A 16,382-nucleotide genomic window follows, 5' to 3' on the forward strand; every position below is an offset into this window, starting at 1 on the left:
GGCGTTGTGTTCCGGCCCGGAGCGGGATAAGCTGCCGCCCCGCTGGCGGGCGTCCGAGGGCGCCGAGGGGGGCTATTCCGCCCGCTGTTTCCGCCGGCGCGACAGGAAGCCGCCCCCGATGCTCGACATCCGGACCGTGATGGTCCTGCTGATTCTGGCGACCGCGATCGCCGCCTGCGGACTGGCGCTGGTGCGGCATTATTATCTGCGGGTGCCCGGGGTCGGCCATTGGGTGATCGGCAACGCCCTGGTGGCGCTGGCCCAGGGGCTGGCGCTGGCCCGCGACGTGCTGCCGGCGCTGGTCAGCATCGTTCTCGGCCACGGTTTGACCATCGTCGCGGTGGTGGTGATGCTGGCCGGGTTCCAGCGGTTCACCGAAACCCGGATGACGGTGCTGACCCCGGGGCTGGTGGTGGCCGGCGGCGTCACCCTGCTGCTGGCCTGGTTCACCTTCGTCGTGCCCGCCCCGAGCGGCCGGGCGGTGACCATCGCCGCCACCCTGGCCGGCTTCAACCTGCTGGTCGGGCTGGTGCTGTGGCCCGGGCGCGGCGCGGCCGAGCCGGCGCGGCGGGTCTGCGCCGTGGTCTATTTCCTCAGCGTGCTGTTCTTCCTGCGCTGCGCCTGGGTGTGGTTCGACCAGCCGCCGGTCGGGCCGTTCCAGGGCGGCAATCTGGTGGCGCTGGTCTATCTGTTCGCCTTCGTCAAGACCCTGCTCAACAGCTTCCTCCAGCTGATCCTGGTGTCGGAGCGGCTCAATGCCGAACTGCGCCGGCAGGCCGAATGCGACCCGCTGACCGGGGCGCTCAACCGCCGCGCCTTCACCCTGGTCGCCGCCAAGGCGATGGCCCTGGCCGAGCGCACCGGCCAGCCGCTGACCCTGCTGATGCTCGACCTCGACCATTTCAAGCGCGCCAACGATTCGCGCGGCCACGCCTTCGGCGACGCCCTGCTGTGCGACTTCGTCCGGCTGGCGGGCGAGACGCTGCGGGCCCAGGACGCCTTCTGCCGCCATGGCGGCGAGGAATTCCTCGCCCTGCTGCCCGACACCGACGCGGCCCAGGCCCTGGCGGTGGCGGAACGGCTGCGCCGCGCCTATGCCGCGCTGGCCCCGGCCCGGGCGGTGGCGGGGACGGTCAGCATCGGGCTGGCCGGGCTGCGGCCGGGCGACGATCTCGACGGGCTGATCCGCCGCGCCGATCAGGCGCTGTATCAGGCCAAGACCGCCGGGCGCGACCGCACCGTGATCGCGGCGGCGGGCGGGCGGGCCGGGCTCGGCCTTGCCATGCCGGCGCGGGCCGGCTAGGCTTTCCGCCGATGACCGAGTCCCGCCCCCCGTCCGCCGCGCCGTCCGGCCGGGCGCCGTTCGCCACCCGGCCCGATCTGTCGCGCGGCCGCCTCCATCCCGAGGCCGCCAGCGCGACCCGCACCCCGTTCCAGCGCGACCGCGACCGCATCATCCATTCCGCCGCCTTCCGCCGGCTGCAATACAAGACCCAGGTGTTCGTCTGCCACGAGGGCGAGAATTTCCGCACCCGGCTGACCCACTCGCTGGAGGTGGCGCAGATCGCCCGCGCCGTCAGCCGCCAGCTCGGCCTCGACGAGGATCTGGCCGAGGCGCTGGCGCTGGCCCACGATCTCGGCCACACCCCGTTCGGCCATGCCGGCGAGGACGCGCTCGACGAGATGCTGCGCGAGGTCGGCGGCTTCGACCACAACGCCCAGTCGCTCAGGATCGTCACCCGGCTGGAGCGGCGTTACATCGCCTTCGACGGCCTCAACCTGACCTGGGAGACGCTGGAGGGCCTGATCAAGCACAACGGCCCGCTGACCGGGCCGCGGGCGGTGGCGCGCGAACGGCCGTTGCCGCGCGCGATCGCCGAATATGCCGCGATCCACGATCTCGACCTCGACAGCTTCGCCGGGCCGGAAGCCCAGGTGGCGGCGCTGGCCGACGACATCGCCTACAACAACCACGACCTCGATGATGGGCTGCGCGCCGGGCTGTTCGCGATCGAGGATCTGGCCGAGGTGCCGCTGGTCGGGCCGCTGTTCGCCCAGGTCGCGGCCGAGCATCCCGGCGCCGATGCCTCGCTCCGGATCCACGAGGTGGTGCGGCGGATGATCGGGCTGATGATCGCCGATCTGGTCGAGGAAACCCGCCGCCGCGCCGCCCGGCTGCGCCCGGCCAGCGCCGCCGAGGTCCGCGCCCTGGGCCAGCCGTTGGTGGCCTTTTCCGACGAGATGCGGGCCAACGATGCCGGGCTGCGCGCCTTCCTGTTCCCGCACATGTACCGCCACTACACCGTCAACCGGATGACCAGCAAGGGGCGGCGGGTGGTCAAGGATCTGTTCCGCCTGCTGTGGGCCGAGCCCAATTGCCTGCCGCCCGAATGGTACCGCCTGACCGATGGCGGCGGCACGCCGCGCACCGCCCGGGTGGTGGGCGACTACATCGCCGGCCTGTCCGACCACGCCGCGCTGGAAGAACACCGCAAGCTGTTCGACCCCCAGCAGAAATCCTAGCGCCGCGCCGAGCGGCCCCGGGGCGGAACCGGCCTTCCCATCCGTATAATCCCTTAGAGGTTTTTCTTCCTCCGATCGGGTATCAAACCGCGTCCCGGGTGTCATGACCGCGCCTGTTGGAATGGGCGGTGGCGGTCGGCGGCACCCAGGAGTAACCTTGAGGGCGTGGGGGAAACGGTTTGAACGGTTCAGCGAGAAAACGGGGCGCGGTGGCGGCGGCGGTGGGGCTGGCCCTGCTGACCGGCCTGGGCGGCTGCCAGACCGCCAATGACGTGGCGATGAAGGTCGGCGCCCCGCCCGAGGGCGCGGTCAAGCTGCGGGCGCTGGAGACCCGGCGCTTCGACACCACCGACGAAAAGGCGATGCTGACCGCCGCGTCGCAGACCTTGCAGGATCTCGGCTTCACCCTGACCGAATCGGCGGTCGATCTCGGCGTGCTGGTCGCCTCCAAGCAGCGCGACGCCGAGGAAGCGGGCGAGGTGGCCGGGCGGGTGGCGCTCAGCCTCGCCTTGGCCCTGCTCGGCTCCTACCAGCCCCCCGACTGGGACAAGGACCAGACGATCATCGTGATGGTGGTGACCAATCCGGCCGGCAGCGGCGGCCAGCTCGACGTGCGGGTCAGCTTCGACCGCACCATCCGCACCCACCAGGGCCTGACCCGCACCGAACGGCTCGACGATCCCGCGATCTATCAGGGCTTCTTCGCCAAGCTGTCGGGCGGGGTGTTCCTTGAGGGGCACGCGCTGTGAGCCGGCTGTCCCGCGCGGGGGCCGCGCTCGCCCTCGGCCTCGCTTTGGCCGCCTGCCAGACCGCGCCCGAGCATCCGCTGGTGATGAGCACCAAATCGCCGGTGGCGCTGCGGGCGATGCAGAGCCGGGTGTTCGACACCCCCGACCGCACCCGGATGCTGCGGGCGGTGGTTGCCACCCTCCAGGATCTCGATTACGTGGTGGACAAGGTCGAGCCCCAGGCCGGCACCGTCACCGCCACCCGTTCCGCGATGCTGCGGCTGACCGCCACCGTCTATCCGCGCGGGGCCGGTCAGATGACGGTGCGCGCCAATGCGGTGATCGATCTCGGTCCCAAGAGCAACCAGATCGACGCGCCGGAATTCTATCAGAAACTGTTCTTCGAGCCGCTGTCGAAGGCGGTGTTCCTCCAGGCGGTGCAAGTCGAGGATCCCGGCGAACCGCCGGCGGCGCCTCCGGCCCCGGCGCCGGACGGCAACCAAGGGAGCCAGAAATGAGACAAGCGCCAGAAAACAAGCGGGTGATGGCCGGACTGGCGGCGCTGGCCGCGCTCGGCCTGACGGCGGGCTGCCAGAGCGCGGCCGACCACGCCGCCGACGTGCGCAAGGCCCAGGCGGCGGGCGACCGCCTCACCGTCGGCACCGTCCAGCGCGAGATCCGCGTCGGCATGAGCGGCGCCGACGTGGTCGGGGTGCTGGGCGCCCCCAACATGGTCACCACCGACGAGAAGCGGCGCGAGACCTGGGTCTATGACCGCATCGCCACCGAGACCGCCTATTCCGGCAGCTCGGGCGGGGTCAACGCCCTGTTCCTCGGCGGCGGGCTGGTCGGGGCGGCGCTGCTGGGCGGCGCCGGCGGCGCCGGGGTGCAGGGCTCGGCCGGGGCGTCGAGCACCAGCCAGCGCACCCTGACCATCATCATCAAATATGACGAGGCGGGGCTGGTGCGCGATTTCGCCTACCGCTCCAGCAGCTTCTGAGCGTGGGGCGGGGGATGGCGCGGCTGCGCCCGCTGGCGGCGCTGGCGCTGCTGGCGCTGGCCGGCTGCCAGACCGACGTCGAACGCCAGACCGCCGCGCTGACGCTCGGCCAGGACAATCTGGCCCAGCGCCAGATGCAGAGCCGCCGCTTCGACACCAAGGACGAGGCGGCGGTGCTGTCGGCCACGGCGGCGGTGTTGCAGGATCTCGGCTTCGGCATCGACGAGGTCGCCGCCGGTTCCGGGCTGGTGGTCGGCTCGAAGGACCGCGACGCGATCGAAAGCCAGGAAATGGCCGGGCAGATGTTCCTTGCCGCCCTGGTCGCTGCGGCCGGCGGCAAGGCCGATCCGCAGTTCGACCGCCTCCAGAAGATCCGGGTCTCGATCGTCACCCGCCCCAGCGCCGACCGCGCCGCCACCCTGGTCCGCGTCACCTTCCAGCGGGTGGTGTGGAACAACAAGGGGCAGGTGTCGCGGGTCGAAACCATCGATGATCCGGTGATCCACCAGAAATTCTTCGACAAACTGTCCCAGGCGGTGTTCCTGGAGGCCCACCAATTATGACCCGGATCGCCGCCGCCGCCCTGCTGCTGCCGTGCCTCGCCGCTCTGGCCGCCTGCCAGACCGATTCCCGCCAGCAGGTGCTGCTGACCGACCGCAGCCAGGTCGAACTGCGCGCGGTCCAGACCCGCGCCTTCGATACCGCCGACAAGGCGCTGACCCTGCGCAACGTCATCGCCACCCTCCAGGATCTCGGCTTCGTCATCGACAAGGTCGATGAAACCCTCGGCATGGTCAGCGCCACCAAACTGTCCGGCTACGCCCTGCGGATGAGCGTCAGCATCCGCCCGCGCGGCCCCAGCCAGATCGCCGTCCGCGCCAGCGCCCAGTACAACCTCGCCGCCGTGTCCGATCCCGCCCCCTATCAGCAATTCTTCGCCGCCCTCGAAAAGGCGATGTTCCTCACCGCCAATCAGGTGGACTAAGCCGGCAGGCGTGATACCGTGATGTTGCGCGGGCTCCCGCCCGCGGGCCCGGCCGGGGCGATGCCCCGGACCCCCTTTTTTTCTTCGACAAAACAAGACTCTGCCGTCATGCGCGGACTTGATCCGCGCCTCCAGCGCGGGGCGTCCGCCAGCTTACGGTCCGCGTTTGCGTCGGGCGGTGTCCTGCTCCAGTGCCGCCACCACCCGGCCGAGCTGATCGAGGAAGGTGGCGCGTTCATCCTCGTGGAGGTCGGCCAGGGCCAAAGCGTTGACCGCCTCGGTTGCCTGCCGCACCGCGTCGAGTTTGTCCCGCGCCGCCGGGGTCAGCGACACCAGCGAACTGCGCCGGTCGGCCGGATCGGGGCTGCGCGCGATCAGGCCATCCCGCTCCATCCGGTTCAGCGTCGCCGCCATCGTCGGCTGCTCGACCGCCGCCGCCGCCGCCAGCGCCTTTTGCGACAGCGCCGCCCCCTCCGCCAGCGCGAACAGCACCGGCAGGTGGGCGGTGGCCAGACCATGTGGCTTCAGCCGCTGCTCGATCGCCAGCGCGAACAGGCGCGCCGCCCAGTTGGTCATGTAGCCGGCGGAGCGGAGTCGATCCAGGGACATGTATAGCTTGCTATCCAAATGGTCGGGGTGATAGATAGCATCCTATGTAACATTCCCGAGGTGAGATGTCATGTCCTCTCGTTCTCTGCCGCGCCGCCTGCACCCGATTGCCGGGGGGCTGGCGCTGGGGCTGATCGCCCTGTTCCTGACCGCGACCGTGCTGGTCGAGCTGGCCGGCGACGCCCCCGCCATCGCCACGGTCAAGAGCGCGATCCTGTGGGCGATTCCGCTGCTGGTGGTGGCGATGGCCACCGCCGGGGCAACCGGGCGGGCCCTGGCCCGGCCCAACCCCGCCGCCAGTGCCGCCAAGCTGGCCCGGATGAAGCTGATCGGGGCCAACGGCCTGCTGGTGCTGATCCCGGCGGCGTGGTTCCTCGCCGGCAAGGCCCAGGCCGGCCAATTCGACACCGCCTTCGCCTTGGTCCAGACGCTCGAACTGGCCACCGGCGGGATCAATCTGCTGCTGCTGTCCCGCAATCTGCGCGCGGGCCTGATCCGGTCGGAGTCCCGGGCATGAGGGCCGCCGCCGCGCTGCTGCCGCTGCTGTTGCTGCTGGTGGCCGGGCCGGGGCGGGCAGGGGAGGCGCCGGACGATCCGATCGCCGCCCGCATCGCCGGGTTCAAGGCGGTCAAGGCGGCGGTGGGGCGGATCGACGATGCCCTCGATGCCGGCGCCCTGCCGGCGGCGGCGGAAGAGGCCGGCCGGATCGCCACCTTCGCCGCCATCGTGCCGACGCTGTTCCCGCCCGGCAGCGAGCAGGGCGGCGATACCAGCGCCAGCGCCGCCTTGTGGCGTGATTTCGCCGGCTTCACCGCCCGGGCCGAGGAATTGCGCCACCTTGCCGCCGATCTGGCCACTGCCGCCACGGCCGGCGACCGCGCCACCGCCACCGCCCGGTTGCGGGATCTGCGCGGCACCTGCCGGGGCTGCCACCGCCGCTACCAGGACCTGTGGTGACTTGGGTTCGCAGGGCCTTGTGGCCCTGCGCGGAGAGCGCCGAGAGGCGGAGCCTTTCGGCCTGACCGCCTTGGGCGGTCAGATCGCGCTTGAAACATACCGACCGGTCGGTATGTAATATCACCCGATGAGCCGTGCCCACACCCGCCCCAAACAGCCCGACCTGCTGCGACGGCAGTTGCTCGACTGCGCGTTGCGGCTGGTGACCGAACAGGGGCTGGGCGCGGTGACGGTGCAGGCGGTGGCCGAGGCCGCCGGGGTGACCAAGGGCGGCCTGTTCCACCATTTCCCGTCGAAGCGGGCGCTGATCGAGGCGGTGTTCACCGAACTGCTCGATCTGTTCGAGGCCGGGATCGAGGCCGAGATGGCCCGCGATCCCGAGCCGCGCGGCCGCTTCACCCGGGCCTATGTCGTCGCCACCTTCGCCGATCACGGCCTTGGCCTCGGCAATCCGGTGTTCGCCAAGACGCTGTCGCTGTTCGACGATCCCGCTCTGGTTCAAACCTGGTCGGACTGGCTGGGCGAGCGCACCCGCCGCCATGCCGCCACCGATGGCGGCGACTGGTTCGAGACCATCCGCCTCGCCGCCGACGGCGCCTGGATCGCCCGGGTCTGCCGGGTCGAGGGCGTCGCCGCCGATCCGGCCACGCTGTGTCGCCATCTGCTCGCCCTGACCCGGGTCGCCGATCCCGCCGGGACCTGACCCGCCGTTCCAGTTTCCCCGTCCGCACCCGCCTGTTCCGGAGGCCAGATGTCCCGCTTCTTCATCGATCGCCCGGTGTTCGCCTGGGTTCTGGCGCTGGTGGTGATGCTGGCCGGGGTGCTGGCGATCATCGGCCTGCCGGTCGAGCAATATCCCCGCATCGCCCCGCCCGGGGTCCAGGTCGCCGCGATCTATCCCGGGGCCTCGGCCCAGACCGTCGCCGACACCGTGACCCAGGTGATCGAGCAGAAGATGAAGGGGATCGACAATCTCCGCTACATGGCCTCGACCAGCGATTCGGCCGGCAACGCCACCATCAAGCTGACCTTCGAGCCCGAGGCCGACCCCGACATCGCCCAGGTCCAGGTCCAGAACAAGCTTCAGCTCGCCTTGCCGCTGCTGCCGCAGGCGGTGCAGGCCCAGGGGGTCAGCGTCACCAAATCCTCGGACAATTTCCTGCTGGTGGCCGGGCTGGTCTCGACCGACGGGGCGCTGTCCGACGCCGAGCTGTCCGATTACATGGTGTCGCGCCTGCAGGACGAGATCGCCCGCGTCCCCGGCGTCGGCGACGTCCAGGTGTTCGGCGCCCAGCACGCGATGCGGGTCTGGCTCGACCCCGACCGGATGATCAGCCACCGCGTCACCGTGTCGGACATCACCAGCGCGATCCAGACCCAGAACGCCGAGGTCTCGGCCGGCCGGGTCGGCCGCCCGCCGGCGGTGGCGGGGCAGATGCTCAGCATCACCCTGCTGGCGCAAAGCCGGTTGCAGACCCCGGCCCAGTTCGGCGCGATTCTGCTCAAGGTCAACACCGACGGCTCGCAGGTGCGGCTGCGCGACGTCGCCCGGATCGAGATCGGCTCGGAAAGCTACGATTACGTCAGCCGCTTCAACGGCAAGCCGGCGGTCGGCCTCGCCATCAAGGCCAGCACCGGCGCCAACGCGCTGAAGACCGCCGACGCGGTGCGGGCCCGCTTCGCCGATCTGGCCCCGTTCCTGCCCCACGGTGTCGAGGTGATCTATCCCTACGACACCACCCCGTTCGTCCGCATCTCGATCCGCGAGGTGATCCAGACCCTGGTCGAGGCGATCGTGCTGGTGGTGCTGGTGATGCTGCTGTTTTTGCAGAACTGGCGCGCCACCCTGATCCCGGCGATCGCGGTGCCGGTGGTGCTGCTCGGCACCTTCGGCATCCTGTCGCTGTGCGGCTTCACCATCAACACCCTGACGATGTTCGCGATGGTGCTGGCGATCGGCCTGCTGGTCGATGACGCCATCGTGGTGGTCGAGAATGTCGAGCGGCTGATGCGCGAGGAGGGGCTGCCGCCCAAGGAAGCCACCCGCAAATCGATGGACCAGATCACCGGCGCCCTGATCGGCATCGCCCTGGTGCTGTCGGCGGTGTTCGTGCCGATGGCGTTCTTTTCCGGCTCGACCGGAGCGATCTACCGCCAGTTCTCGCTGACCCTGGTGTCGGCGATGGCGCTGTCGGTGCTGGTGGCGCTGATCCTGACCCCGCCCTTGTGCGCCACCCTGCTGAAGCCGGCGGCGCCGGGGCACGCGCATGGCGGGCGCGGCTTCGGCTGGTTCAATCGCGGCTTCGACCGGGGGCGCGACGCCGCCTGCCGGGGGGTCGAAGGCGTGCTGCGGCGGCCGCGCCGTTTCCTCGGGCTGTACGGGCTGCTGGTGGCGGCGCTGGTGCCGCTGTTCGTGCTGCTGCCGACCGCCTTCCTGCCCGACGAGGACCAGGGCATCCTGATGGTGGCGGTGTCCGGCCCGGCCGGCTCCAGCCAGCAGCGCACCATCGACAGCCTGCACGCGGTCGAGCGGGCGTTGCTGGAGGGCGAGAAGGACAGCGTCGAGAGCGTGTTCTCGGTCGCCGGCTACAGCGTCGCCGGCAGCGGCGACAATTCCGGCTTCGCCTTCGTCGAACTGAAGCCGTGGGAGCAGCGCACCCGCCCCGACCAGTCGGCCGAGGCGATCGCCAACCGGCTGATGGGGCGGATGGCGGCGCTGAAGGACGCCCAGGTGTTCGCCTTCACCCCGCCGGCGGTGATCGAACTCGGCAATGCCGGCGGCTTCGATTTCCACCTCCAGGACCGGGGCGGGCTGGGCCACGAGGCGCTGATGGCGGCGCGCGACACCCTGCTGGCGGCGGCGGCCAGCGATCCCGGGCTGGTGGCGGTGCGGCCCAACGGGCTGGAGGACACCCCGCAGATCCAGCTCGACATCGACCAGGAGAAGGCGGCGGCGCTCGGCCTGTCGCTGGCCGAGGTCAACAACACCCTGACCTCGGCCTGGGGTTCGGCCTACGTCAATGATTTCATCGACCAGGGCCGGGTCAAGAAAGTCTATCTCCAGGCCGACGCCCCGTTCCGGATGCAGGTCGAGGATCTCGGACGCTGGCAGGTGCGCAACGCCACCGGCGAGATGGTGTCGTTCGCCACCTTCTCGCGGCCGCGCTGGAGCTACGGCTCGCCGCAGATCGAACGCTACAACGGGATGGAATCGCGCGAGATCATGGGCGCTCCGGCCCCCGGGCTCAGCTCGGGGCAGGCGATGGCGGCGATCGAGCGGATCGCCGCCACCCTGCCGGGCGGGATCGGCCTGACCTGGACCGGGCTTTCCTACGAGGAACGCCTCGCCGGCTCGCAGGCGCCGGCCTTGTTCGCCCTGTCGATCCTGGTGGTGTTCCTCTGCCTCGCCGCGCTCTATGAAAGCTGGTCGATCCCGTTCGCGGTGATCCTGGCGGTGCCGCTCGGGATCCTCGGCGCGGTGACGGCGGTGACGCTGGCCGGGCTCGCCAACGACGTCTATTTCCAGGTCGGGCTGCTGACCACCATCGGCCTGTCGGCCAAGAACGCCATCCTGATCGTCGAATTCGCCAAGGCGATGCACGAGGAGGATGGGATGAGCAAGGTCGAGGCGGCCTTGACCGCCGCCCGCCAGCGCCTGCGCCCGATCCTGATGACCTCGATGGCCTTCCTGCTCGGCGTCGCCCCGCTGGCCTTGGCCAACGGAGCGGGGTCGGGAGCCCAGAACGCGATCGGCTTCGGCGTGCTCGGCGGCATGGCCAGCGCCACCCTGTTCACCCTGGTGTTCGTGCCGCTGTTCTTCGTCGTCGTGCCCCGGCGGCGCTGACGCCTGCGTGTGTCATCGGCGCTGACCGCGCCGGGCCGAAAGGCTCCGCCTCTCGGCGCTCTCCGCGAAGGGCCAAAGGCCCTTCGAACCCAAGGTTCATCCCGGATGAGCGGGGATGTTCCGTCATGCGCGGACTTGATCCGCGCATCCATCGGAGCCGTTTGGTGCCTTGCCCTGAGCTCACACGTGGATGGCCGGGGCAAGCCCGGCCATGACCTCAAAAACCAAGGGGGCGGCAGCCCAATAGAGCAGGCGGTGGATCAGGAATCGAGTGCGCAAGCGAGGGCGCAGAAGCCTTCGACCGGGACGGTTTCGGCCCGCTGGGTCGGGTCGAGCCCGGCGGCGGCGATCAGGGCCTCGGCATCGCCCAGCGGCTTCAGGCTGGAGCGCAGCATCTTGCGGCGCTGGCCGAAGGCGGCGGCGGTGACCCGTTCCAGCGTCTCGAACCGGGCCGGGGCCAGCGGCGTCGGGCGGGGGATGATTTCAACCACGGTCGAGGCCACCGCCGGCGGCGGGGTGAAGGCGCGGCGATCGACCCCGAACAGCGGGCGCACAGTGCACAGCCACTGGGTGATGACCGACAGGCGGCCGTAGGCGGAATCGCCGGGCGGGGCGGCGAGGCGGTCCACCACTTCCTTCTGGAACATCAGCACCATCCGCTCGAAGGCGTCGGCGCGGCGCAGCCAGGCCAGCAGCAGCGCGGTCGAGATGTTGTAGGGCAGGTTGGCAACGATCCGGCGCGGCGCCTCGCCCAGGGTGGCGAGGTCGATGGTCAGGGCGTCGGCGGCGATGATCTCCAGCCGGCCGGGCCAGGCGGCGGCGATCTCCTGCTGGATGGCGATGGCGCGGTCGTCGCGCTCGATCGCGATCAGCCGGGTGGCGCCGGCCTCCAGCAGGGCGCGGGTCAGCCCGCCCGGGCCGGGGCCGATCTCGATCACCGTGCCGACGGAAAGGTCGCCGGCGGCGCGGGCGATCCGCCCGGTCAGGTTGAGGTCGAACAGGAAATGCTGCCCCAACGCCTTGCGGGCGTCGAGGCCGTGGCGCGCGATCACCTCGCGCAGCGGCGGCAAGTCAGGCATCAGTGGGTCCGGTCAAAAGCGGCGCGGGCGGCGGCGATCGCCGCGGCGGTGTCGAGGGCGGCCAGCAGGCTGCCGGGATCGGCCCGCCCGCTGCCGGCGAGGGCGAAGGCGGTGCCGTGGTCGGGCGAGGTCCGCACCACCGGCAGGCCAAGGGTGACGTTGACCCCCCGGTCGAAGCCCAGCGTCTTCAGCGGAATCAGCGCCTGATCGTGATACATGCACAGCGCCAGATCATAGCTGGCGCGGGCGGCGGCATGGAACATCGTGTCGGACGGCAGCGGCCCGACCGCGTCGATCCCGCGCGCCCGCAATGCGGCCACCGCCGGGGCGACGATCTCGATGTCCTCGCGCCCCATCGCCCCGTCCTCGCCGGCATGGGGATTGAGGCCGGCCACCGCGAGACGCGGCGCCGCGATGCCGAAATCCCGCCGCAAGGCATCGGCCGCCACGGTGCCGGCGGTGACGATCGCCGCGCTGGTCAGCCCGGCGATGGCGTCCCTGAGGGCAACATGAATGGTGACCGGCACCACCCGCAACTCGGCGCAGGCCAGCAGCATCACCTCGCGCCCGGCCGGGGTGCCGGTGAGGGCGGCGAGATATTCGGTATGGCCGGGAAAGGCGAAGCCGCCCTGCTGCATCACCGCCTTGTGGATCGGGTTGGTGACCAGCCCGGCCACGGCGCCCTGCTGGGCCAGCCGCACCGCCCGCTCGATCGCCCCGGCCACCACTGGGGCATTGGCCGGATCGGGCCGCCCCGGCTCGACCGCCACCGCCAAGGGCTGGGCCAGCACCGGCAGCGCGGACTCGAACACCCCCACCGCCTCACCGGGCGTGCCGACTTCCCGGATCGGCACCGCCCAGCCGAGCCTGCCGGCCAACCGTTCCAACCGCTCGGGATCATCGATCATCACGAAACGCGGGCTGGTCGATGTGCGCCTTCTCCACGCCTCCAACGCGATTTCCCCACCGATTCCGGCCGGCTCCCCCATGGTGAGCGCGAACAGAAGGGGGTCCGGGGCATCGCCCCGGGCGGGTGCGGGCGGCAGCCCGCCGACAGCGCCGGGGTTTTCCCTCACAGCCGGAAATCGACGAAAGCGGCGCGGCGCAGGTCGCGGATGTGGCGCCGGGCCAACAGCTCGGTGCGCTCTTCCTCGATCTGCTGGCGGATCTGCCCCCGGCTGGGCAGCCCGGCATTGCCGCCCCCGGAGCAGACCATGTAGACCGAGATGCCGTCCGGCCCGGGCACCGGGGCGCTGGCCTTGCCGATGGCGAGGCCATCGACCGCGCGGGCGACCTCGGGCGGCAGGGCCTGGGGCCGGACATTGTCGATCCGCTGCGATTTGGGGGAATTGAGTTCGCCGCCGATATCCTCCATCGCGTCGCAATCCTTGGCGGCGGCGGTCATGTCGCGGGCCTTGGCGATCAACTGCTCCTGCGGCGGCGGCTTGCCGGTGGGGGTCGGGAACACCAGCCGGTAGAGGCTCATCGCGTCGGGTTCGCCGCTGACGCCGGCGATGCGCTGATTGACCAGGGTCAGGATGGTGTAGCCCGAGCCGGTGCGAATCAGCGGGCTGACCTGGCCCTTTTGCAGCGCGGCGACCGGCTCGCGCCAGTCCTCGTCGAGATTGATTTCGCTGATCCAGCCGAGCATGCCTCCGTTGGAGGCCGAGCCGCTCTGGGAGAACTGGCGGGCCAGCGCCTGGAACGGGGCGCCGGACTTCAACTGGTCGAGCAGGCGCTCGCCGAGATGGCGGGCCTCCTGCTCCTGGGCCGGGGTGTCGAACGGCAGTTCGATCTCGGCCAGCAGGTATTCCGGCCGGCCGATCTGCTGGCGCAGGGTTTCGAGCCGGTCGGTGATCTCCTCCTCGCCGACGCGGACGGTGGGCTGAAGCAGGCGGCCGATCACCCGCAGCCAGGCGATGTCGGCGCGGACCTGATCGCGCACCGCCGAGGGATCGACCCCGGCGCGGGCGAGCTGGGCCAGCAGGCCGCCGGGCGGCATGCGGTTCTGCTTCTCGATGGTGGCGATGGCGCGGTTGATGTCCTCGGCGCCGACCTGGAGCTTGACCCGGCGGGCTTCCTGCATCTGGAGATGCTCGTCGATCAGCTTGCGCATCACCTGGGGCAGCAGGCGGCGGCGGTTCTCGACGGTGTCGGGCAGGTTGGACACCGCCAGCGCCAGCTTGATCCGCCCTTCGAGGTCGCGCAGCGAGATGATGTCGTCATTGACCACCGCGGCGATGCGGTCCATCTCCTGGGCCCGGCCCGGGCTGGGCAGCGCGGCCAGCGCCACGGCGAGGAACAGGACGGCCATAGGCGCAAACTTCATTCCCGCGATCCCTTTCGTCCTGGTCGGTTGTCGGTGCGCGTCCATCAGAACAGCCCGGTCGAACCCTGGCCCAGGGTCTTCAGCACCACTGTCAGGCTGGCGTCGAAGCCGGAATTGAGCCCGTATTGGTTGGTGAAATAACGCTGAAGGGTCAGGGCCAGGGCGAAACATTCGTCGTCGTAGGAGGTCCGCGACCGCACGCTCAGGATGCCGCCATTGTCCTCGAGGTCCTGGTTGACGCTGGCCTCGGTGCGGACATATTGGCTGATCGCGCTGGTCAGGCCGTAGGTGGCGTACTGGCGCCGTCCATAGAGGCTGCCGCTTTCGAGCGTCGAGGGCGAGAGGTAGCCGTAGCTGACCGAACCGCGCAGCGATTCGGGACCGACGGCGAGGGTGGCCTCGTGGCGGTTGAGGCTGAGGCTGTCCTTGTCGAGGCGGAACCGATCGCTCAGCGAGAAATTGCCGTTGGGGCTGATCTCGACCCGGCCGAGATAATCGGAGAAATTGTCGGTGAAGCCGCTGCCCTCGCGGAAGGTGTCGTCGAGGTGGCGGCGCCAGCCCTGGGCGAGCTGGATGCCGACCTTGCCGCCGCGATCGGGATAGGCGGCCCAGCGCAGGCCGTAGCCGCCGCGCAGGCCGCCCTCGACCCGGTCGAGCCCGACCAGCCGGTTGGGGCGCAGGACGTTGGTCTCGTCGAGTTCGAAATCGATCGAGTCCTCGTTGGGGATCTTGTAGCTGTTGCCGCCGATCGGGCTGACCGCCAGCATGCCGAGCGGCTCGATCACCTGGGTCAGGCCGTCGCCGCGCCGGCTGAAGGGGTAGCTCCATTGCAGCGAGGCGTCGGGCAGGGCGCGGCCGGTGGTGGCGGAATCACGCAGCGCGTCGTCGTTGCTCTGGGTCAGATGTTCGGAATCGTAGCCGTCGAGCCGCAGCCCAGTCGAGAAGGTAAACAGCTGGCCGTCCGAGGTCACCAGTGGCAGGGTCCAGCCGGTGCGGCTCGACAGGCGGCGGGATTCGGCGCCCCGGCTGCGGCCATAGACCAGCAGGTCGGCGTCGTTGGTCCAATAGCTGCCCTGCCAGCCGGGGGCGCTGACGCGGGAATCGACCAGATGCGGCACCACCACGGTGGCCTTGCTGCCGTCGCTGACCACCTGCTGGCCCTGGAACGACAGCGTTTCCGCCATGCTGTAGCCGCGCCGGCCGAAGCCCTCGACATAGGGGCGGGTCAGCAGCCAGTTGCGGTCATTGTCCATCCGCACCTTGTAAAGGTTGCGGTAGGTCTGGTCCGACTGGTACTGCACCTGCCAGCCGGCGCGCCAGGTCTCGTCGAGATCGACCAGCCCCTTGGAATCGATGTGGCCGCGCGGCTCGCCGGTTTCGCGGTCGGCGACGATGCTGGCCCGGGTCAGCGCCTGACCGGTGCCGCCGCGCCAGCGATGTTCGGCCGACCATTGGATGCGGCGGAAGACGAAGGCCGAGGCCTCCTCGTCGAAATTGGGGTCGCCCGACATCGCGGCGCCGCGCTCGAGCATGAAGCGCGGGGTGACGGTGACGTCCTCCTGGTCGGACAGCACGACGTAATAGGGCGTGCTCATCGAGGCGCCGAGGGTGCTGTTGCTGCCGAAGCTCGGGGTGAGGAAGCCGCTCTTGCGCCGCACCGTCGGATCGGGATGGGACAGGTAGGGGGTGTAGAACACCGGCACCCCGCCCAGTTCAAGCCAGGCGTTGCGGTATTCCATCTCCGCCTCGGCCTGGTTGTGGGTGACGGTGTCGGCGTTGACCTGCCACAGCGGGGTGCGCTCGGGATGGTCGCGGCAGGGCTCGCAGGCGGTGTAGCTGGCCTCCTTGAGATCGGTGCGGTCGCCGCCGCGCCGTTCGGCGGTGGCGGCGGCGAGGCGGGAATCGTCGGCCAGGATCATCCGGATCCGCCGCGCCACCCCTTCTTTCATGTCGCCGGTCAGTTCGAGATAATCGGCCTTGGTGATCTCGCCCGACGGCTCGGTCAGCACGACGTTGCCCGACGCCCCCATCAGGTCCTGCTTGAGGTTGTAGGTCAGGGTGTCGGCCGAGATGGTGCGCAGGGTCTGGCTCAGCACCACCTTGCCGCGCGCGGTGACGATGTCGAACTCGCGGTCGTAGGTGACCTGATCGGCCTCGAGATGGACCGGCGGATTGGGGCCGGCGTCGCGGCTGGCGAGGCCCTGTAGCGGCCGGGGCACGAAACGCGGGCCGCGGCCGGGCGGCGGCGCCTCGGTCGAAGCGGCAGGGCGGGGCGCGGTGGGGGCGATGGCGGCGACCCGTTCCGGCGCGGCGGCGGGGCGCTCGTCG

Annotated in this window: 16 protein-coding genes; 11 read left to right on the top strand and 5 right to left on the bottom strand. The window is 70.5% G+C overall.

Going from position 1 to position 16,382, the window contains the following annotated elements:
• Positions 1-118 precede the first annotated feature (118 nt).
• The 7 genes from ACFSNB_RS07040 (at position 119) to ACFSNB_RS07070 (ending at position 5,236) form a co-directional block, all read left to right on the top strand.
• Positions 119-1,303, top strand: coding sequence for a GGDEF domain-containing protein (locus ACFSNB_RS07040; RefSeq protein WP_377315345.1), 1,185 nt, complete (start codon positions 119-121; stop codon positions 1,301-1,303).
• An 11-nt stretch (positions 1,304-1,314) separates the two neighbouring features.
• Entirely contained in the window at positions 1,315-2,523 is a 1,209-nt protein-coding gene (locus tag ACFSNB_RS07045; protein WP_377315346.1) for a deoxyguanosinetriphosphate triphosphohydrolase, read from the top strand.
• A 179-nt stretch (positions 2,524-2,702) separates the two neighbouring features.
• Complete coding sequence (locus ACFSNB_RS07050; protein ID WP_377315348.1) at positions 2,703-3,272, top strand: hypothetical protein; 570 nt, start codon at positions 2,703-2,705, stop codon at positions 3,270-3,272.
• Positions 3,269-3,769 (top strand): hypothetical protein, encoded by a 501-nt coding sequence (locus ACFSNB_RS07055; RefSeq protein ID WP_377315350.1) that lies wholly within the window; start codon positions 3,269-3,271, stop codon positions 3,767-3,769. The genes ACFSNB_RS07050 and ACFSNB_RS07055 overlap by 4 nt, the downstream gene beginning before the upstream one ends.
• Positions 3,766-4,251: a hypothetical protein gene (locus ACFSNB_RS07060; protein ID WP_377315352.1), complete on the top strand. Its 486-nt coding sequence runs from the start codon at positions 3,766-3,768 to the stop codon at positions 4,249-4,251. Before ACFSNB_RS07055 ends, ACFSNB_RS07060 begins: the two co-directional genes overlap by 4 nt.
• Positions 4,252-4,265: 14 nt before the next feature.
• Positions 4,266-4,814, top strand: a complete 549-nt coding sequence (locus ACFSNB_RS07065; RefSeq protein WP_377315354.1) for a hypothetical protein — start codon at positions 4,266-4,268, stop codon at positions 4,812-4,814.
• A complete protein-coding gene (locus ACFSNB_RS07070; RefSeq protein ID WP_377315355.1) occupies positions 4,811-5,236 on the top strand; it encodes a hypothetical protein in 426 nt (141 codons plus the stop codon). Before ACFSNB_RS07065 ends, ACFSNB_RS07070 begins: the two co-directional genes overlap by 4 nt.
• A gap of 153 nt (positions 5,237-5,389) precedes the next feature.
• Here the strand turns inward: ACFSNB_RS07070 and ACFSNB_RS07075 are convergent, their stop codons facing one another.
• A complete protein-coding gene (locus ACFSNB_RS07075) occupies positions 5,390-5,845 on the bottom strand; it encodes a MarR family winged helix-turn-helix transcriptional regulator (protein ID WP_377315357.1) in 456 nt (151 codons plus the stop codon).
• 70 nt (positions 5,846-5,915) lie between these two features.
• Between ACFSNB_RS07075 and ACFSNB_RS07080 the strand changes: the two genes are divergently transcribed.
• The 4 genes from ACFSNB_RS07080 (at position 5,916) to ACFSNB_RS07095 (ending at position 10,646) form a co-directional block, all read left to right on the top strand.
• The gene (locus ACFSNB_RS07080) at positions 5,916-6,362 is read left to right on the top strand and encodes a hypothetical protein (protein WP_377315358.1); all 447 of its coding nucleotides are present in this window, start codon (positions 5,916-5,918) and stop codon (positions 6,360-6,362) included.
• Positions 6,359-6,802 (top strand): cytochrome c, encoded by a 444-nt coding sequence (locus tag ACFSNB_RS07085; protein ID WP_377315359.1) that lies wholly within the window; start codon positions 6,359-6,361, stop codon positions 6,800-6,802. Before ACFSNB_RS07080 ends, ACFSNB_RS07085 begins: the two co-directional genes overlap by 4 nt.
• A gap of 127 nt (positions 6,803-6,929) precedes the next feature.
• On the top strand, positions 6,930-7,505 hold the full coding sequence (locus tag ACFSNB_RS07090) for a TetR/AcrR family transcriptional regulator (protein WP_377315360.1): 576 nt from the start codon (positions 6,930-6,932) through the stop codon (positions 7,503-7,505).
• A 48-nt stretch (positions 7,506-7,553) separates the two neighbouring features.
• Entirely contained in the window at positions 7,554-10,646 is a 3,093-nt protein-coding gene (locus ACFSNB_RS07095) for an efflux RND transporter permease subunit (protein ID WP_377315362.1), read from the top strand.
• A gap of 260 nt (positions 10,647-10,906) precedes the next feature.
• On the opposite strand, the gene rsmA is transcribed toward ACFSNB_RS07095, so the two are convergent.
• The 4 genes from rsmA to ACFSNB_RS07115 all read right to left on the bottom strand — a co-directional run.
• Positions 10,907-11,725 carry a 16S rRNA (adenine(1518)-N(6)/adenine(1519)-N(6))-dimethyltransferase RsmA gene (gene rsmA / locus ACFSNB_RS07100; RefSeq protein WP_377315364.1) on the bottom strand — a complete coding sequence of 273 codons (819 nt, stop codon included), beginning with the start codon at positions 11,723-11,725 and terminating at the stop codon, positions 10,907-10,909.
• Positions 11,725-12,714, bottom strand: coding sequence for a 4-hydroxythreonine-4-phosphate dehydrogenase PdxA (gene pdxA / locus ACFSNB_RS07105; protein WP_377315366.1), 990 nt, complete (start codon positions 12,712-12,714; stop codon positions 11,725-11,727). The genes rsmA and pdxA overlap by 1 nt, the downstream gene beginning before the upstream one ends.
• 83 nt (positions 12,715-12,797) lie before the next feature.
• Complete coding sequence (locus tag ACFSNB_RS07110) at positions 12,798-14,054, bottom strand: peptidylprolyl isomerase (RefSeq protein ID WP_377315368.1); 1,257 nt, start codon at positions 14,052-14,054, stop codon at positions 12,798-12,800.
• A gap of 44 nt (positions 14,055-14,098) precedes the next feature.
• The coding region (locus tag ACFSNB_RS07115; protein WP_377315370.1) for an LPS-assembly protein LptD at positions 14,099-16,382 on the bottom strand (2,284 nt) is incomplete at its 5' end.

Origin of the sequence: Phaeospirillum tilakii (genome assembly GCF_042683125.1) — a bacterium.
In the GTDB taxonomy this organism is placed as follows: Bacteria; Pseudomonadota; Alphaproteobacteria; order Rhodospirillales; family Magnetospirillaceae; genus Phaeospirillum; species Phaeospirillum tilakii.

Bases quoted from the DNA above. Each gene is read 5' to 3' on its own strand.
- ACFSNB_RS07065 (WP_377315354.1), top strand. From the start codon at position 4,266: ATGGCGCGGCTGCGCCCGCTGGCGGCGCTGGCGCTGCTGGCGCTGGCC.
- ACFSNB_RS07090 (WP_377315360.1), top strand. From the start codon at position 6,930: ATGAGCCGTGCCCACACCCGCCCCAAACAGCCCGACCTGCTGCGACGG.
- rsmA (WP_377315364.1), bottom strand. From the start codon at position 11,725: ATGCCTGACTTGCCGCCGCTGCGCGAGGTGATCGCGCGCCACGGCCTC.
- ACFSNB_RS07040 (WP_377315345.1), top strand. From the start codon at position 119: ATGCTCGACATCCGGACCGTGATGGTCCTGCTGATTCTGGCGACCGCG.
- ACFSNB_RS07070 (WP_377315355.1), top strand. From the start codon at position 4,811: ATGACCCGGATCGCCGCCGCCGCCCTGCTGCTGCCGTGCCTCGCCGCT.
- ACFSNB_RS07075 (WP_377315357.1), bottom strand. From the start codon at position 5,845: ATGTCCCTGGATCGACTCCGCTCCGCCGGCTACATGACCAACTGGGCG.
- ACFSNB_RS07060 (WP_377315352.1), top strand. From the start codon at position 3,766: ATGAGACAAGCGCCAGAAAACAAGCGGGTGATGGCCGGACTGGCGGCG.
- ACFSNB_RS07110 (WP_377315368.1), bottom strand. From the start codon at position 14,054: ATGAAGTTTGCGCCTATGGCCGTCCTGTTCCTCGCCGTGGCGCTGGCC.
- ACFSNB_RS07045 (WP_377315346.1), top strand. From the start codon at position 1,315: ATGACCGAGTCCCGCCCCCCGTCCGCCGCGCCGTCCGGCCGGGCGCCG.
- ACFSNB_RS07085 (WP_377315359.1), top strand. From the start codon at position 6,359: ATGAGGGCCGCCGCCGCGCTGCTGCCGCTGCTGTTGCTGCTGGTGGCC.
- ACFSNB_RS07080 (WP_377315358.1), top strand. From the start codon at position 5,916: ATGTCCTCTCGTTCTCTGCCGCGCCGCCTGCACCCGATTGCCGGGGGG.
- ACFSNB_RS07095 (WP_377315362.1), top strand. From the start codon at position 7,554: ATGTCCCGCTTCTTCATCGATCGCCCGGTGTTCGCCTGGGTTCTGGCG.
- pdxA (WP_377315366.1), bottom strand. From the start codon at position 12,714: ATGGGGGAGCCGGCCGGAATCGGTGGGGAAATCGCGTTGGAGGCGTGG.